13 protein-coding genes are annotated in these 14158 nt (G+C 74.6%); 6 read left to right on the forward strand and 7 right to left on the reverse strand.

Annotated features, from left to right (window positions below; translation table 11 throughout):
* Positions 1 to 42 precede the first annotated feature (42 nt).
* Positions 43 to 1482: a hypothetical protein gene (locus OG624_RS13000; RefSeq protein ID WP_033221948.1), complete on the forward strand. Its 1440-nt coding sequence runs from the start codon at positions 43 to 45 to the stop codon at positions 1480 to 1482.
* 89 nt (positions 1483 to 1571) lie between these two features.
* On the opposite strand, the gene OG624_RS13005 is transcribed toward OG624_RS13000, so the two are convergent.
* The 3 genes from OG624_RS13005 to OG624_RS13015 all read right to left on the reverse strand — a co-directional run bounded on the left by OG624_RS13005 (position 1572) and on the right by OG624_RS13015 (position 4767).
* Positions 1572 to 2843, reverse strand: a complete 1272-nt coding sequence (locus OG624_RS13005) for an NAD(P)/FAD-dependent oxidoreductase (protein WP_033221950.1) — start codon at positions 2841 to 2843, stop codon at positions 1572 to 1574.
* Positions 2844 to 2999: 156 nt separating this feature from the next.
* Positions 3000 to 3887 carry a TIGR01777 family oxidoreductase gene (locus OG624_RS13010; RefSeq protein ID WP_033221952.1) on the reverse strand — a complete coding sequence of 296 codons (888 nt, stop codon included), beginning with the start codon at positions 3885 to 3887 and terminating at the stop codon, positions 3000 to 3002.
* A 124-nt stretch (positions 3888 to 4011) separates the two neighbouring features.
* Positions 4012 to 4767: a VIT1/CCC1 transporter family protein gene (locus tag OG624_RS13015; protein ID WP_078909385.1), complete on the reverse strand. Its 756-nt coding sequence runs from the start codon at positions 4765 to 4767 to the stop codon at positions 4012 to 4014.
* A gap of 89 nt (positions 4768 to 4856) precedes the next feature.
* On the opposite strand from OG624_RS13015, the gene OG624_RS13020 reads away from it, so the two are divergent.
* The gene (locus OG624_RS13020) at positions 4857 to 5948 is read left to right on the forward strand and encodes a PP2C family protein-serine/threonine phosphatase (RefSeq protein ID WP_033221954.1); all 1092 of its coding nucleotides are present in this window, start codon (positions 4857 to 4859) and stop codon (positions 5946 to 5948) included.
* A 106-nt stretch (positions 5949 to 6054) separates the two neighbouring features.
* On the opposite strand, the gene OG624_RS13025 is transcribed toward OG624_RS13020, so the two are convergent.
* Positions 6055 to 6306, reverse strand: a complete 252-nt coding sequence (locus OG624_RS13025; protein WP_030012991.1) for a hypothetical protein — start codon at positions 6304 to 6306, stop codon at positions 6055 to 6057.
* Positions 6307 to 6412: 106 nt separating this feature from the next.
* Here OG624_RS13025 and OG624_RS13030 point away from each other — a divergent pair, with 106 nt between their 5' ends.
* Positions 6413 to 6784: an ArsC/Spx/MgsR family protein gene (locus OG624_RS13030; protein WP_030730995.1), complete on the forward strand. Its 372-nt coding sequence runs from the start codon at positions 6413 to 6415 to the stop codon at positions 6782 to 6784.
* 73 nt (positions 6785 to 6857) lie between these two features.
* On the opposite strand, the gene OG624_RS13035 is transcribed toward OG624_RS13030, so the two are convergent.
* Positions 6858 to 7730 (reverse strand): alpha/beta fold hydrolase, encoded by an 873-nt coding sequence (locus OG624_RS13035; protein ID WP_078909386.1) that lies wholly within the window; start codon positions 7728 to 7730, stop codon positions 6858 to 6860.
* A 152-nt stretch (positions 7731 to 7882) separates the two neighbouring features.
* Here OG624_RS13035 and OG624_RS13040 point away from each other — a divergent pair, with 152 nt between their 5' ends.
* Complete coding sequence (locus tag OG624_RS13040) at positions 7883 to 8353, forward strand: MarR family winged helix-turn-helix transcriptional regulator (protein ID WP_033222006.1); 471 nt, start codon at positions 7883 to 7885, stop codon at positions 8351 to 8353.
* Positions 8350 to 9750, forward strand: a complete 1401-nt coding sequence (gene pdxR, locus OG624_RS13045; RefSeq protein ID WP_051763400.1) for a MocR-like pyridoxine biosynthesis transcription factor PdxR — start codon at positions 8350 to 8352, stop codon at positions 9748 to 9750. The genes OG624_RS13040 and pdxR overlap by 4 nt, the downstream gene beginning before the upstream one ends.
* 10 nt (positions 9751 to 9760) lie before the next feature.
* Here pdxR and OG624_RS13050 read toward each other — a convergent pair whose 3' ends face one another.
* Positions 9761 to 10966 (reverse strand): trans-2-enoyl-CoA reductase, encoded by a 1206-nt coding sequence (locus OG624_RS13050; protein WP_033221957.1) that lies wholly within the window; start codon positions 10964 to 10966, stop codon positions 9761 to 9763.
* A gap of 1718 nt (positions 10967 to 12684) precedes the next feature.
* On the opposite strand from OG624_RS13050, the gene OG624_RS13055 reads away from it, so the two are divergent.
* The gene (locus tag OG624_RS13055) at positions 12685 to 13260 is read left to right on the forward strand and encodes a hypothetical protein (RefSeq protein WP_244291032.1); all 576 of its coding nucleotides are present in this window, start codon (positions 12685 to 12687) and stop codon (positions 13258 to 13260) included.
* On the opposite strand, the gene OG624_RS13060 is transcribed toward OG624_RS13055, so the two are convergent.
* On the reverse strand, positions 13253 to 14122 hold the full coding sequence (locus tag OG624_RS13060; RefSeq protein ID WP_033226602.1) for a Gfo/Idh/MocA family protein: 870 nt from the start codon (positions 14120 to 14122) through the stop codon (positions 13253 to 13255). The genes OG624_RS13055 and OG624_RS13060 overlap by 8 nt on opposite strands.
* Positions 14123 to 14158: the final 36 nt, after the last annotated feature.

The raw sequence follows: 14158 nt of genomic DNA on the forward strand, positions 1-14158 counted from the left end.
GGCCGGGACCCCGGTCCGTCACGTCAGGAAACCGTGGAGCCGATGACGGAACGACCTGCCCAGCGCGTCCCCAACCGGCAGCTCGCGGCGCTGATCGCGGAAGCCGGGTTCTCCAATGCCGGTCTCGCCCGCCGCGTCGACCAGCTCGGCCTGGAGCACGGTCTCGATCTGCGGTACGACAAGACCTCCGTGACCCGGTGGCTGCGCGGCCAGCAGCCCCGCGGCACCACGCCCGCGCTGATCGCCGAGGTCTTCACCCGCCGCCTCGGACGCCGCCTCTCGGCCCAGGACCTGGGCCTGGACGCCTGCGCGCCCGTGTACGCCGGGCTGGAGTTCGCGGCCACCCCGGAGGAGGCCGTGGACATCGCGAGCGGGCTGTGGCGCAAGGACTCCGGCTCGCACGCCGAGCTCCGGAAGATCGCCTTCACCCCGGCCGGGCTGATCGTGCCCAGCCGGGACTGGCTGATCGGGCGGGCCGACGAGCGGGTCGGCCGGGGCGCGGAGCCCGCCACGGCCCGCGTCCCGCTGCAGGGGCGGGCCTCGGTGCCCCGGCAGCGGCAGATCGACCGCGGCCCCGGGCAGCGCGTGACCAGCGGGGACATCGCGGCGCTCAGATCGGTGAGCGAGCTGTTCCGGACCCTGGACCAGGCGTACGGCGGCGGGCACGCCCGCCAGGCCCTGGTGCGCTATCTGGAGCACGAGGCCGAGCCGATGCTCCGCGGGACCTACGGGGAGACCACCGGGCGGCGGTTGTTCTCGGCCGCCGCCGATCTGACCCGGCTCGCGGGCTGGACCTCGTACGACATCGCCGCGCACGGGCTGGCCCAGCGCTACTTCGTGCAGGCGCTACGGCTGGCGCAGGCGGCCGGGGACCGGCCGTACGGCTCGTACGTGCTGGTCACCATGAGTCGGCAGGCGGTCTACCTCGGCCACGGTCGGGAGGCCGTGCAGCTGGCCCGGGTGGCCCAGCAGGGCGTCGGCTCCGGGCCGCCGCCCGTGGTGCAGGCACTGCTCCATTCGGCGGAGGCGCGCGGACACGCGGTCCTCGGCGAGGTGCGGGCCTCGACCGCCTCCCTGGTGCGGGCGGAACGCGCGCTGGGCGCGGCCCGGCCGGGGGACGACGTACCGCACTGGGCGCGGTTCTTCGACGAGGCGCAGTTGGCGGACGAGTTCGGGCACTGCCACCGGGATCTCCAGCAGTACCGGGCCTCGGCGCAGCACGCGGAGCGGTCCCTGCAGCTGCGGGGGCCCGGGTACGCCCGGTCCCGGCTGTTCTGCCGGGTGGTGCTGGCCACGGCCCGGCTGGGGCTGGGCGAGCTGGACCAGGCGTGCGCGCTGGGCGCGGAGGCGGCGCAGCAGGCGATGGAGATGCGCTCGGTGCGGGCGGTGGAGTACGTACGGGACTTCGAGCGGCGGCTGGAGCCGTACCGGGACGCCTCGGCGGTGCGGACCTACCGGGACCGGGTGGCGGCCTTGTCGTGACCCCGCGGGCCGGCCGCGGGGGCCCGGATCGCGCGCCCGGCACGCCGGCGAGGCGGGAGCAGGGGCCCCGCCGGCGTCGTCAGGTGTTCTCAGGCCGCCACCGGGAGTGCGGGCTCCGGGGCGACCGGGAGCGGGATTCCGAAGTCGCGCAGGACGGCGCCGGCGGCGCGGCGGGCCGAGTGCAGGGCTCCTTGGACGGTGTTGGTGTCGCGGTGGTCGCCGCACACGTACAGCCCGGCCAGTACCCGTACGGGACGGCTCATGTCGTGCGGCGGGGGCATCGCGGGGACCGCCTCCGGGGTGTGGTGGACGGCCAGGAGTTCCCACTCACGGGTGGGGGTGTCGTAGAGCCGGGCCAGTCGTGCGGCGACCGTGCGCGCCGGTGGGGGCGGGCCGAGCACGGTGGTGGTGACCAGGCTCCGGCCGGCCGGGGCCCGGGTCGGGTCGACCGCGCTCATGACGGCCGTGTGGGAGACGGGCCAGTTGGGGTCCCCGTCCAGGAGCAGCGTGCCGTCCCGGGACAGGGGTGCGGTGGTGGCGTGGTGCAGGACGGTGACCTCGTGGAAGGCGGGCACGCGCAGGCCGGGCAGGAGCTCGGCGGCGGCGCGGGCCCCGGTGGCCAGGAGGACGGAACGGCAGCGGAAGTCGCCGTGTTCCTCGGTGGTGACCAGGTTGGTGGCCACCGATCGGACCCGGACCCCGGTGCGTACGGTGCCGGGGGGCAGGGCGGCGGCGAGCACCTCGGGCAGGGCCGCCGCGCCGCCCTCGGGCACGGCGAGCCGGCCGCGGGCGAAGGTGCGCAGGGCGAGGTCGGCGACCCGGCTGGAGGTGGTGAGCTCCGGGTCGCGCAGCAGGGTGGCGAGCAAGGGGCGGAGCGCCCCGTTCAGGGTGCGTGTCGGCAGCCCGCGGGAGCGCAGGGCGGCGTGCGCGGTGCGTTCGGGACGGGCGAGGAGCTTCTCCTCGGGCAGGGTGGCGAACCGGCCGAGGGCGGCGCTGATCCGGGCCTGGTCGAGGGAGCGGCTGGCCAGGGCCCGGGCCGGGGTGAGGACCCCGACCCGCAACTGTTTCCCGTCGGTGTGGACGAGGACGCCCGGTGTGAAGGGGCGCAGGGTCAGGGCCCGCAGGCCCGGGGTGCGTTCGAGCTCCGGGTACGCGGTGTTGAGCAGTTGGCCGATCCGGTCGAGCCGGAACCCGTCGACGGACTCGGTGGCCATCCGCCCGCCGGGGTCGTCCGCGGCTTCCAGGACGGTGACCGTGACTCCGGCGGCGATCAGGTGCTGCGCTGCCGCGAGTCCTGAGACTCCGGCTCCTACGATGACGACGTCCGCATGGTGTGCGGCATGGTGTGCGCTGCTGAGCACGTGCCCCTCCCCGAGGTCGGCGCGGCTGTGTGGGGATCCTCCTTCCCCCAACCGGTTAAAGGGGAACCCGAGTTCGGCGGGGTATTGCGGTCAACTCCGGTCGCACAGCGGTCGCATACGGGTCACAAACGGTCGCACGGTGGTCGCACACGGATCTCAGAGCGCGGCGCGGATCGCCTGCTCGATGCCGGGGTCACGGAAGACGAAGCCGGACCCCAGCAGCCGCGCGGGCCGGGCCCGTTGACTGCCCAGCACGTCCTCGGCGAACTCCCCCAGCACGACGCGCAGGGCCACGGCCGGCACGGGCAGCACCGCGGGCCGGCGCAGCACCCGGGACATGGCCTCGGTGACCTGGCGGTTGGTCAGCGGCTCCGGGGCGGTCAGGTTGACCGGGCCGGACAGGCCCGGGGTGTCGATGATGTGCCGCAGGGCCGCCACCTCGTCGCGGAGGGAGATGTACGACCAGTACTGGCGGCCGTTGCCGAGCCGGCCGCCGACCCCGGCGCGGAAGAGGGGGAACATCCGCCCCCAGGCCCCGCCGTCACGGGCGACGACCAGCCCGGTACGGGCGAACGCGGTCCGGATCCCGGCCTCCTGGGCGGAGGCGGTGGCCGCCTCCCACTCCACACAGACCGAGGGCAGGAACCCCTGCCCGGCGGGGGCGTCCTCGTCGACGGCCCGGTCGCCGGTGTCCCCGTAGTAGCCGACGGCCGAACCGCTGACCAGGACGGCGGGCGGCGCGTCGAGGGCGGCGAGGGCGTGCGCGAGCGCGGCGGTGCCGAGCACCCGGCTGTCACGGATCTCCCTCTTGTACGCGGCCGTCCACCGGTGGTCCCCGACCCCGGCCCCGGCCAGGTGCACGACGGCCCCGCAGCCGGCCAGACCGGCGGGATCCACGTACCCGCGCGCCGGATCCCACCGCGCCTCGTCCGCCCCGACGGGCTCCCTCCGCACGAACCGCACCACCTCGTGCCCGTCCGCCCGCAGGGACCGCACGAGTGCGCTTCCGATGAGTCCGGTCGCCCCGGTCACAGCAATCCGCATGGCCCCATCCTGCCGGGTCGCTGCGCTGTGCTCGGCCGGTTCGGGGCGCGTCGTTGTCCTTCGTGGGACGCGCGTACCCGGGCGGACGTCACCACACGGCGCGGGGTCCGGGGCGGAGCCCCGGTCAGGTGGTCGTGCCGAGCCACGTGCCCACCGTGTAGGTGACCGCCATGGCGAGGGCGCCACCCAGGACGTTGCGGGCGACCGCCCTCGGCACCGGCGCCCCGCCCAGCCGGGCGCTGATCACCCCGCACAGCGTCAGCGCGGCCAGCACCGCCACCACCGTCACCGGCACCCGCTGCGACGGCCCCGGCAGGATGATCGCCAGCAGCGGCAGCAGCGCCCCTACCGTGAACGCGACGAGACTGGCGAAGGCGGCGTGCCACGGGTTCGCCAGCTCGTCGGGGTTGATCCCGAGCTCCACCCGGGCGTGAGCCCGCAACGCGTCCCGCTCCGTCAGCTGCTCGGCGGCCTCCCGGGCCACGTCCCGGCTGAGCCCCCGCTCGGCGAGCAGATCGGTGAGTTCGTCGAGTTCCGCCTCCGGCTCCTCGGCCAGTTCCCGGCGCTCCAGGTCCAGTGCGGCCTTCTCGGAGTCCCGCTGCGAGCTGACGGAGACGTACTCCCCCGCCGCCATCGACAGCGAGCCCGCCAGCAACCCGGCGACACCCGCCGCCAGGATCGCCGAGCGCGAGGTGGTGGCTCCCGCCATACCGACCACCAGGCCCGCGGTGGAGATGATCCCGTCGTTCGCGCCGAGCACACCCGCCCGCAGCCAGTTCAGCCGTGTGCTGATCTCCGCGCTCTGCGATCCATTGCCCTCGCCGTGCGCCTCGATGTGCGCCTTGCCGGGCCGCTTGCCCGCGCCTTCGCCTGCCGTCACGCCCCCACTGTCGCGGCCGGGGGCCCGCTGGGCCACCCGGCGGGCCGGTCCGGGGTGCGCGGGGCCGGCCCCCGTACCAGGGTGGAGGGGTGAGACGCCGACGTCAGGAGCCGGGATGGCTGCGCGGCGAGCCGCCGCCGCGCTGGGCCCGGATCGCGCCCGCCGTGGCCCTGGTCGTGCTGGTCCTGGCCCAGGCGGTCACCCCGGGCGCGGAGCTCGGGTTCTTCCTGGCCGGTCTGCCCCCGGTGGCCGCCTTCGCGTACGGGGCGGCCGGGACCGCGGTCTTCGCCGGCATCGTCCTGCTGCTGCTGGGCGTCCACTCGCTCGGTGTCGCCAACGCCCGGGGCACGGACCTGGCCACGGTGGCCGCCGTCGGCGTGCTCAGCGTGGTGATCGCCTGGGTCCGCCAACGCCGGGACGCGCAGCTGGTCAGCGTGCGGACGGTGGCGGAGGCCGCCCAGCTCGCCGTCCTCCCACCGGTACCGGAACGGGTGGGCCCGGTGCGCTGCTCGGGTCTGTACCGGGCGGCGCAGCGCGGCACGCTGGTCGGCGGCGACCTGTACGACGTACGGGCCGGGCCGTACGGGGTACGGGCCCTGGTCGGGGACGTACAGGGGCACGGGCTGGCGGCGGTCGCCACGGTCGGGGCGCTGCTCGGCGCCTTCCGTGAGGCCGTGATCGACGACGCCGGGCTCGGGGCGGTCGCGGCCCGGCTGGACCGGCGGCTGGTGGCGGACGCGGCGGCCGCCTCGGTCGAGCATCCGGAGCTGTTCGCCACGGCCGTGCTGCTGGAGTTCCCGCCCGGCGTGGACGTCGTACGGATCGTCTCGTGCGGGCATCCGTCGGCCCTCCGGGTCCGCGGATCGGTGGTGGAGGAGGTGATCGTCGAGCCGGGGCCGCCCCTGGGGCTGGGGCTCGCCGGCCCGGCCCCGCCGAAGGTGACGGAGCTGGTGGTGCGCCCCGGGGACCAGCTGCTGCTGCACACCGACGGCGTGACGGAGGCCCGGGACGCGACGGGGCACTTCTACCCGCTGGCCGCCCGCGTGCCCGTACTGGCGCGGGACCCGGCGGGTCTGCTCGGGGCGGTGTGGCGGGACCTGCTGACCTTCACGAACGGCGGCCCGAACGACGACGTAGCCCTGCTGCTGCTGTCCCTGGACGGCCGGGAACCGGTGACGTAGCCCGCCTCCCCAGGTGGCGCCCGCACGCCCAGGGGGTCCGACCCCGACCGGCCGGCGCTCGGCCGGTCGGGGCCCTGTCGTGCGGTGCGGCCGACGACCGGCGCGCCTACGACTCCATGATGAACGCGCGCACCATCTTGCAGGTGACATTCGACGGCCGGTGGATCCCCGTCCGGACGGCCATCGTCCGGATCTTCCGGTTGGTGGCGCGCCGAGCGTCGTACGTCCCCGAGTCGAGCAGGGATATCGCCAACCGCATCGCCTTCAGACGGCGGTTGTGGCTCTCGTACCACTCGCGGGGCAGCCCCGCCGGCAGCGGCTTCTTCTTGACGTGCTGGACGGTGGTGGCAGTGGCCATCTACAGCCTCCCAAACGGTAGTTGGCTTCCTGTCGTTCTCCCTCGATTTTACCGGCGACCACTGACAGAAGCCCCTGGTCGGACGCGCCCGGTTAGGGTTGCCGCCATGGAGATCTGGATCAATCCCGCCTGTTCCAAGTGCCGCAGCGCCCTGACCCTGCTGGACGCGGAGGGCGCCGATTACACGGTGCGTCGCTACCTGGAGGACGTGCCCTCCGAGGACGAGATCCGCGAGGTGCTCGGCCGTCTCGGGCTGGAGCCGTGGGACATCACGCGTACCTCGGACCCGCTCGCGAAGGAGACCGGCGTCAAGGACCTGCCGCGTGAGGAGACCGACGCGGCGCGCGGGCTCTGGATCGCCCACCTCGCCGCCCACCCGAAGCTCATCCAGCGCCCGATCATCACCGCCGAGGACGGCACGGCCGTGGTCGGCCGCTCCGAGGAGGCCGTCCGCGAGGCCCTGTCCCGCAAGGGCTAGGAGGCCCCCCTCCGCGCGATGGCGCGATGCCGCCCGATATCGCGATCCCGCGCGGACGGCCCCGGGGCCGTGCTCAGCGGGCGAGCCTCCGGACGATCTCCTCGGCCGCCGTCAGCGGCAGCGCGTGGTGCGCGACACCGGGCAGTACGTCGACAGCCGCGCCCGGCAGCAGTTCGCGCGCGGCCCGGGCGGCGCGGCCGGAGTCGTGACAGCGGGCGAGCCCGGCGAAGAGGACGTCGACCCGCGGGCCCCCGCCCGAGGGGTGCGCGAGCCCGGCCAGGTCGGGTCGCGGCCCGGTGACCGGCCGGACGGCGGGAAACCCGGCGCTCTCCTCCTGCAGCCGCAGCCAGGCCGGATCGAGCGCGGCCCCGCGGGTCTCCCAGGCAAGGAAGGAGCGGATCCGCTCCGGGGTGGGCCGCGCAAGCATGGGCAGGGCGCGCAGTACGTAGCCCGGGCGGAGCCCCGTGAAGACCTGGGTCGGGTCGAGCAGCACCAGACGGCCGAGCCGGTCCGGGCGCAGGGCGGCGTGGTGGGCGGCGATCCAGGCCCCGTACGAGTGCCCGGCGAGGGTCACCGGCCCGTGCGGGCCCAGCCCGTCGAGGACCGCGTCGAGCCAGCCGACCAGGTCCCCGACGGACCGGATCGCCCGGTCGGGCGCCGGCACGCTGAGCCCGGGGTCGCCGACCAGGTCCACGGCGTGCACCCGGTGGGCGCGGGCCGCCCCGGCCGCGACGCAGGCCCCCCACACGGTGGAGGTGGCTCCGCCACCGGGCAGCAGCACCAGCGGTGGCGCGCCGGCCGGGCCGCAGCGGTTGACGCGGGTGACCCCGTACGGGGTGGGCAGGTCGACGGGCTCGACGGGGCCGGGCCACCGGCCGAGCGCCGCGTCGTAGGCGGCGCGGAAGGAAGACGCCCTGCGTATGTCCCGCTGCGATGCCCGAACCACGTCTCTCCTCCGACCGTCCTACCGTCCGACCGAACGACTGTCGCCATATTCTCTCGCCAGGCGATAATCTCGCTCAGCGAGAGATTGCGCCAGGGGGCGATGTGGACGAGAACCGGAACCCGGACCACCGGGAACCCGCGAACGGGGAACCCATGAACCAGGCACCCACCGCCGAGGAACCCGACAACCTTCGACTGGTGCACCTGCTCCGCGCGGTGACCGTCGAATTCGGCCTGCGCCAGAGCGACTTCGCCGCCCGCAACGGCATGCACCCCACCGACGTACGCGCCCTGATCTGCCTGCTGGACGCGGCCCGCGCGAACGAACCGGCCACCGCGGGCCTGCTCGGCACCCGCCTCGGCCTCAACTCCGCCGGCACCACCGCCGTGATCGACCGCCTCGAACGACTCGGCCACGTGGCACGCGTCCGCGACGACCACGACCGGCGCCGGATCCTGCTGCGCGTGGAGCCGGCCGCGATCCGCCTGGGCCGGGAGTTCTTCGGCCCCCTGATCGACGGCGTGCTCCAGGTGCTCGACGGCTTCGACCCCGCCGAACGGGAGACCGTACGCCGCTTCCTGACGGCCACCCACGCCGTCTTCGCACCGGAGCCGCGCCCATGACCACGCCCGCGACCACCCCCGACCCGGGACCCGGCGGCGCCGACCTGCACCTGGAACTCCCCGCCGAGGGCGCCCGACGCACCGCCCTCGCCCAAGCCCTGCGCGGCGCCGTACGCAGCGGCCGACTGGCCGGCGGGACCCTGCTGCCGCCGTACCGGACACTGGCCGCCGACCTGGGACTGGCCCGCAACGCCGTCGCCGACGCCTACGCCGAGCTGGTCGCCGAGGGCTGGTTCACCGCCCGGCAAGGCTCCGGCACCCGCGTCGCCGAAGGGGTCGCCACCCCCGACGCACCGACCGCCACGGCCGGACCCGCCCCCGACCGACCCCGCCACGACCTGCTCCAGGGCAAGCCCGACCCCGCCTCCTTCCCCCGGGCCGCCTGGGCCACGAGCGCCCGCCGGGCCCTGGCCGAGGCACCCACCGAGGCCTTCGGGCCCGGCGATCCGCAAGGCCGCCCCGAACTGCGCCGGGCCCTGGCCGGCTACCTCTCCCGGGCGCGGGGCGTGCGCTGCGGCCCCGAGAACATCGTGATCTGCTCCGGCTTCGCCAACGGACTACGGCTCCTGGCGTCCGTCCGGCCCCCCGACTGGGCCGTCGAGGCGTACGGGCTGCCCTTCCACCACGGCATCCTCCGGACCGCCGGGGTCCACCCGCACCCCGTCCAGGTCGACGAGGACGGCGCCCGGACGACGGAACTCCCCTCCCGGGTCCCCACGTTGCTACTCACACCCGCGCACCAGTTCCCGACGGGCGGCCGCCTGCTGCCCGCACGGCGGGCCGCCGCCGTGGAATGGGCCCGCGGCACCGGCGCCGTGATCGTGGAGGACGACTACGACGGGGAGTTCCGCTACGACCGCAAACCGGTCGGAGCGCTGCAGGGGTTGGCCCCCGAACACGTGGTGTACGCGGGCTCGCTGAGCAAGAGCCTCTCCCCAGCGCTGCGCCTGGGCTGGCTGGTCCTCCCGGACCTGCTGCGCGACCAGGTCCTGGCCGCGAAGGGCCTGCGGGAGTCCTGGGCGAGCGCGCTGGACCAGCTGGCCCTGGCCGACTTCATCGACTGCGGGGCCTACGACCGCCACGTACGCCGCATGCGCCTGCGCTACCGGGACCGCCGCGACCAGCTGGCTGCCGTACTGGCGGCACGCGCCCCGGAGGTCCGGGTGACCGGCATCTCGGCCGGCCTGCACGCCGTACTGGAACTCCCCCCGGGCCAGGAGTCCCCCGCCCTCGCGGCGGCCCGCGCCGCAGGCCTGGCCCTGGACGGCCTCTCGACCTACCGGCACCCGGCCGACCCGACCCCGCCCCGCGCGGGCCTGGTGGTCGGCTACGCGGCGCCCCCGGACTCGGCATTCACCCGGGCGCTCGACGTCCTGGCGGGGGTGGTGGGCCGGTAGGGCCGCCCGATCAGCCGCCGGACACCGGGGCCGCGGGCCAGGCGACGGAGGTCTCGGCCGCGACCCCGTAGTCGACGCCGGGAACGTCCCAGCCGTAGAGCCGGCCGACCTGGTCACGGAACCAGCCGGCGTCCGCCTCGGCGGCGATCGTGTCGGCGCCGACCTCGTCCCACGTGGCGCGGACGGCGGCCTGGACCCGCGGGTCCATCTCCCAACCGTCCAACCGGATGCGGTCCTCGTCGTCGAGGACGAGCGCGGCGTCACCGACGAGCTGCTCCCACAGGGCCGCCGCCTGATCGACGGTGCTCTGCCAACCGTCACCGGTGACGCGGTGCAGGATGCTGGTGTAGAGCGCGATGCTCGGAATCGCGGTGGAGGCCTGGGTGACGGCCGCGCCCGCGACGACGGTGTGGGCGTGACCCGTGCCCCCCAGCTGGGTGTTGACGGCGCGGGCGGTGTCTTCCAGGTGCTGCTTGGCGGCGCCGATGGTTCCGGCCCGGTAGATGGGGGCGGTGATGTCGGAGCCGACGTACGACAGCGCGACGGTCCGGAACCCCTCGGCGAGCAGGCCTCTCGCCTCCAGGACGTCGATCCACCTCTGCCAGTCGGCGCCGCCCATGACCTGCACGGTCGCATCGCGCTCGGCCTCGTCCGCGGCTTCCAGGTGCAGCGCGCCGACCTGCGGGACGCCGTCCTCGAACACGAGCGTCTTCGCCCGGTAGTCGGTGCCGAGCGGCTTGATGACGGAGTGGTGGACCTCGCCGGTCAGCGGGTCCGTGCGACGCGGGGCCGCAATGCTGTAGATGAGCAGGTCGACCTTGCCGAAGCGGGCGGCGAGCCGGCTCGCGGCCTCGTCCTTGACACCGTCGGAGAAGGCGTCGCCGTTGAGGAAGTCGAAGTCGGCGCCGGCCTCGGCGGCGAGTTCGGCGGTCCGCGCGGTGCGGTACCAGCCAGCGCCGGCGGTACGCCGCTCGGTCTCGGCGGCCTCGAAGGCGATGCCGAGCCCGCGCATCCGGTGGCCGCGCAGGCCGACCAGCGTGGCGGCCAGCCCGTAGCCGGCGCTGGAACCGATGACGAGGGCGACGGGACCGGGCCGGTCACCGACGGACTCGGGGGCCTGCTCCCACATCCGGTCGACCACCGCCTCGCAGCCGACCGGGTGGCTGTTGACGTACAGGTAGCCGCGGTTGCCGGGCTTGATCTCGCGGAGGCTCACTCGTGGGTCCTTCGGGTGCGGGGATCGTCAACAACGTTCGCCGGCCCGGATCCCGCTCGGGGAGGGGCCCTACCCACATCCTCGGCGAGCCCGCCCCGACCGCACGATATCGATCTTCACCAGAAGCGCCCGCCCATTCTTGTGGGTGTCCTTGGGCGGGGGCGGGGCGGGGCGGGGGCTTCGGGGAGCGGGGCCGCACGGGCGGCGTCGGGAGGGTCGGGCGGGTCGGGCGGGTGCTTCGGGATGGCGGGGTCCACTCGGGCGGCATCAGAGCTGCGTATGGGGGTTTCCCGTCAGTCCCATCGTCCCTCCGGGTCGGGCCGGTCCCTCAAGGGCGCTCCTCCTTCGTCGTCGCGTCGCTTCGCGATGGCCTTCGGCCACCCTTGACCGACCGTCCCGCCCCGGAGAAACGAAAGACTGCCGAGAAGCCCCCAAAAGAACGAGCCGGTCGAAGGTACGAAGGACGGGGACATCACAGCCCCCCAGGCCAGCCTTGGCGAGCACGGTCCCGAGACGGGGCAGATGAAAGACGCATCCCGGGCGATGGGGCGCGTCCAATCGCTACGCGCTCCTCATTTCTCAGCGTCTCCAGCCCGTCCTGGGCTGGACATAGGCCGCCCACGACCGTGATCCGACCTTCGACCTGCGTCCGACGACCGCCTGGGGTTGGGCATAAGCCGCCCACGACATCGGATCCGGCGCCCGACCTGCGTCCGACGGCCGGCTGTGACCGGGCACAGGCCGCCTCAGATCGCCATGTGCCTCTCCATGACCGCGACCACCGGCCGTCAGCGGCTGGCAAGACGCGCTGGGAGGGATGTGCGGCCGACAGCTCGGCTGATCCGTCGTAGAACCGGGTCAGTGCGAGGACGACACCACAAACCCACCCCCAAATAAGGGCAATTGGGGCAAACTGTCGACCTTTTCGGTCGCTCACCTCCGTTGACCCGCATCCACCGCGACATGGCCGCGCTCCCACGTCTTTTCGCCCCCGACAGCCTCCGGACGCCTCCCGCGAGAAGCGCCTACGGGCCGTGGGCGGCCTATGCCCGGCCATGGAAGGTCGACGGACGCGGTGAGCGAGAGGTCGCGGGGTGGTGGGCGGCCTGTGACCGGCCACAACAGGTCGTCGGACGCGGTGAGCGCGGAATGCCTGAGGTCTTGGGCGGCTTATGCCCAGCCCCGGACGGCCGTCGGACGCTGAGAGATGAGGAGCGCGTAACGATCGGACGCGCTTCCCCCGAAACCGGCCGGCTTCCTGTGGGCCCCGTCTCTCGGTCGTACCCTTTCGCGCCCGACGAGGCCGGGCGTCTCCGACCGCCCCGTCCTTCGCGCCTTGGACCGGCTCGTTCTTTTGGGGGCTTCTCGGCAGTCTTTCGTTTCTCCGGGGCGGGACGGTCGGTCAAGGGTGGCCGAAGGCCATCGCGAAGCGACGCGACGAAGGAGCGCCCTTGAGGGACCGGCCCGACCCGGAGGGACGATGGGACTGACGGGAAACCCCCATACACATCCCCGATGCCGCCCGAGCGGACCCCGTCTCCCCCACCCCCGCTTCACCTGTCCGACGCGGTCCGCCGGCCCCCGCCGCCCTCACCCCCGCCCAACCCTCCCGACGCCGCCCAAGCCGCTCCGCCCGTCTCTCTTCATCTCGCCCCCATCTCCCACCCCCTAGGGTGGCCGGAGTAATAGAGAGGACGTATCGCATCAAAGGACCCGTCGTGAACGAGGAGCAGCAGCCGTACGGCCGACCGGCCCCCAGCCCGCCCACATCCACCCCGACCCCGCCACCCCCGCCCCGCCTCCCCGGCGAGGGCTCGCGGCGGGGGGCCGACTGGATGTTCGGTGGGGTGTACGGAACGGTTCTGGCCAGTGCGCTGTTGGCCGCGCTGCACCAGAAGGGGGAGGCGTTCACCCCGTACTACGACGCCAGCTGGGTGCTCGTGACGGCCGCGACCGCCGGGCTCGCGCACGGCTACTCGCACCACATGGCCGCCCACCTGCGGGACTCCGCCGTGCGCCGGTGGCAGTTGCTGGGGGTGGCGTTGTGGAACGAGTGGCCGCTGATCGTGGCCGCCCTGCCCACCGTCCTGCTGCTGGTCGCCGCCGGGCTGTTCGGGTGGGACGCCTACGCGGTGACCGCCGTCGGGCTGGGGCTGAACACGGCCTTGTTGTTCGCCTGGGGCGCGCTCGTCGCGCTCCGTGTGGGCCACCGGCTCGGCTCCGCCCTGGCGATCGGTATGGCGGACGCCACGATCGGCCTGGCCATCATCGTGGCGAACGCGGTGATCAAGTAGGGAGCTGCGCCTCCGCCTCGGCCAGGATCTCCGTCAGCCGGGCGCCGAACTCCGCCCCGCGCGGATCCGGCACGCCCGTCCGGGCCGCGGTGAGCAGCGCGTCCAGGGCGCGCCCGTAGGCGCCCGGTACGTCGCTCCAGCCGGGCAGTTCGTGCACGCCCTCGGTGCCGCGCAGTTCGAGTCCCACCCCGGCGGCCGCGGGCGGCGCGCCCAGGCTGAGTACGGCGGTGCTGGCCGCGCCGGAGGTGTGGCGCAGCGCGAGCTGGACCACGTCGGAGGGGCCCGGGGTGGCGCTGACGGCGGTGACCTCGCCGAGGACCGGGATCAGGACGGAGAGGGCGTGCGGGCCGACGTCCCACAGTCCGCCCTTGGCCTTGCGCCAGGGCGAGTCGGCGTAGGCGCTGGGTGTTCCGTCGGGCGGGAAGACGGCGCCGAGCCAGTGGGCCGCGGCCGTGAACCAGCCGGAGCGTGCGGCCTGTTCCTCGACCCAGCTCGCGGTGGGCTCGGCGAAGCGCAGGGTGAGGAAGACGACGGAGGCGACCCGGTGGCGCGCGGCGGCTTCGGCGACGGCACGCGCGTCTTCCACGGTGGTGGCGACGGGCTTGTCGAGGAGCAGGTGGCATCCCGCGGCGGCGGCGCGGACGGCCATGGCGGCTTGTACGTCGGGCGGCAGGGCGAAGGCCACGGCGTCACACTCGGCGAACAGCGCGTCGGGGTCTTCGTACACCTTCACGCCGTACTCGTGCGCCAGCTCGGCCGCGGCTTCGGGCCGGCGGCCCCACACCCCGACGAAGTCGGAGCCGGCGTGCGCGGCGAGGGCGGGGGCGTGGGTGCGGTGCGCCCAGGGCCCGGTGCCCAGCAGCCCGACCTTGGGGCGGCGGCCTGCTGGGGCCTGATC

The sequence above is a fragment of the Streptomyces virginiae genome, from assembly GCF_041432505.1.
GTDB lineage: Bacteria > Actinomycetota > Actinomycetes > Streptomycetales > Streptomycetaceae > Streptomyces > Streptomyces virginiae_A.

What these genes read in the sequence shown, in the direction of transcription:
- OG624_RS13000 (WP_033221948.1), top strand. Translation starts at nt 43, where the DNA reads ATGACGGAACGACCTGCCCAGCGCGTCCCCAACCGGCAGCTCGCGGCG.
- OG624_RS13010 (WP_033221952.1), bottom strand. Translation starts at nt 3,887, where the DNA reads ATGCGGATTGCTGTGACCGGGGCGACCGGACTCATCGGAAGCGCACTC.
- OG624_RS13025 (WP_030012991.1), bottom strand. Translation starts at nt 6,306, where the DNA reads ATGGCCACTGCCACCACCGTCCAGCACGTCAAGAAGAAGCCGCTGCCG.
- OG624_RS13030 (WP_030730995.1), top strand. Translation starts at nt 6,413, where the DNA reads ATGGAGATCTGGATCAATCCCGCCTGTTCCAAGTGCCGCAGCGCCCTG.
- OG624_RS13040 (WP_033222006.1), top strand. Translation starts at nt 7,883, where the DNA reads ATGAACCAGGCACCCACCGCCGAGGAACCCGACAACCTTCGACTGGTG.
- pdxR (WP_051763400.1), top strand. Translation starts at nt 8,350, where the DNA reads ATGACCACGCCCGCGACCACCCCCGACCCGGGACCCGGCGGCGCCGAC.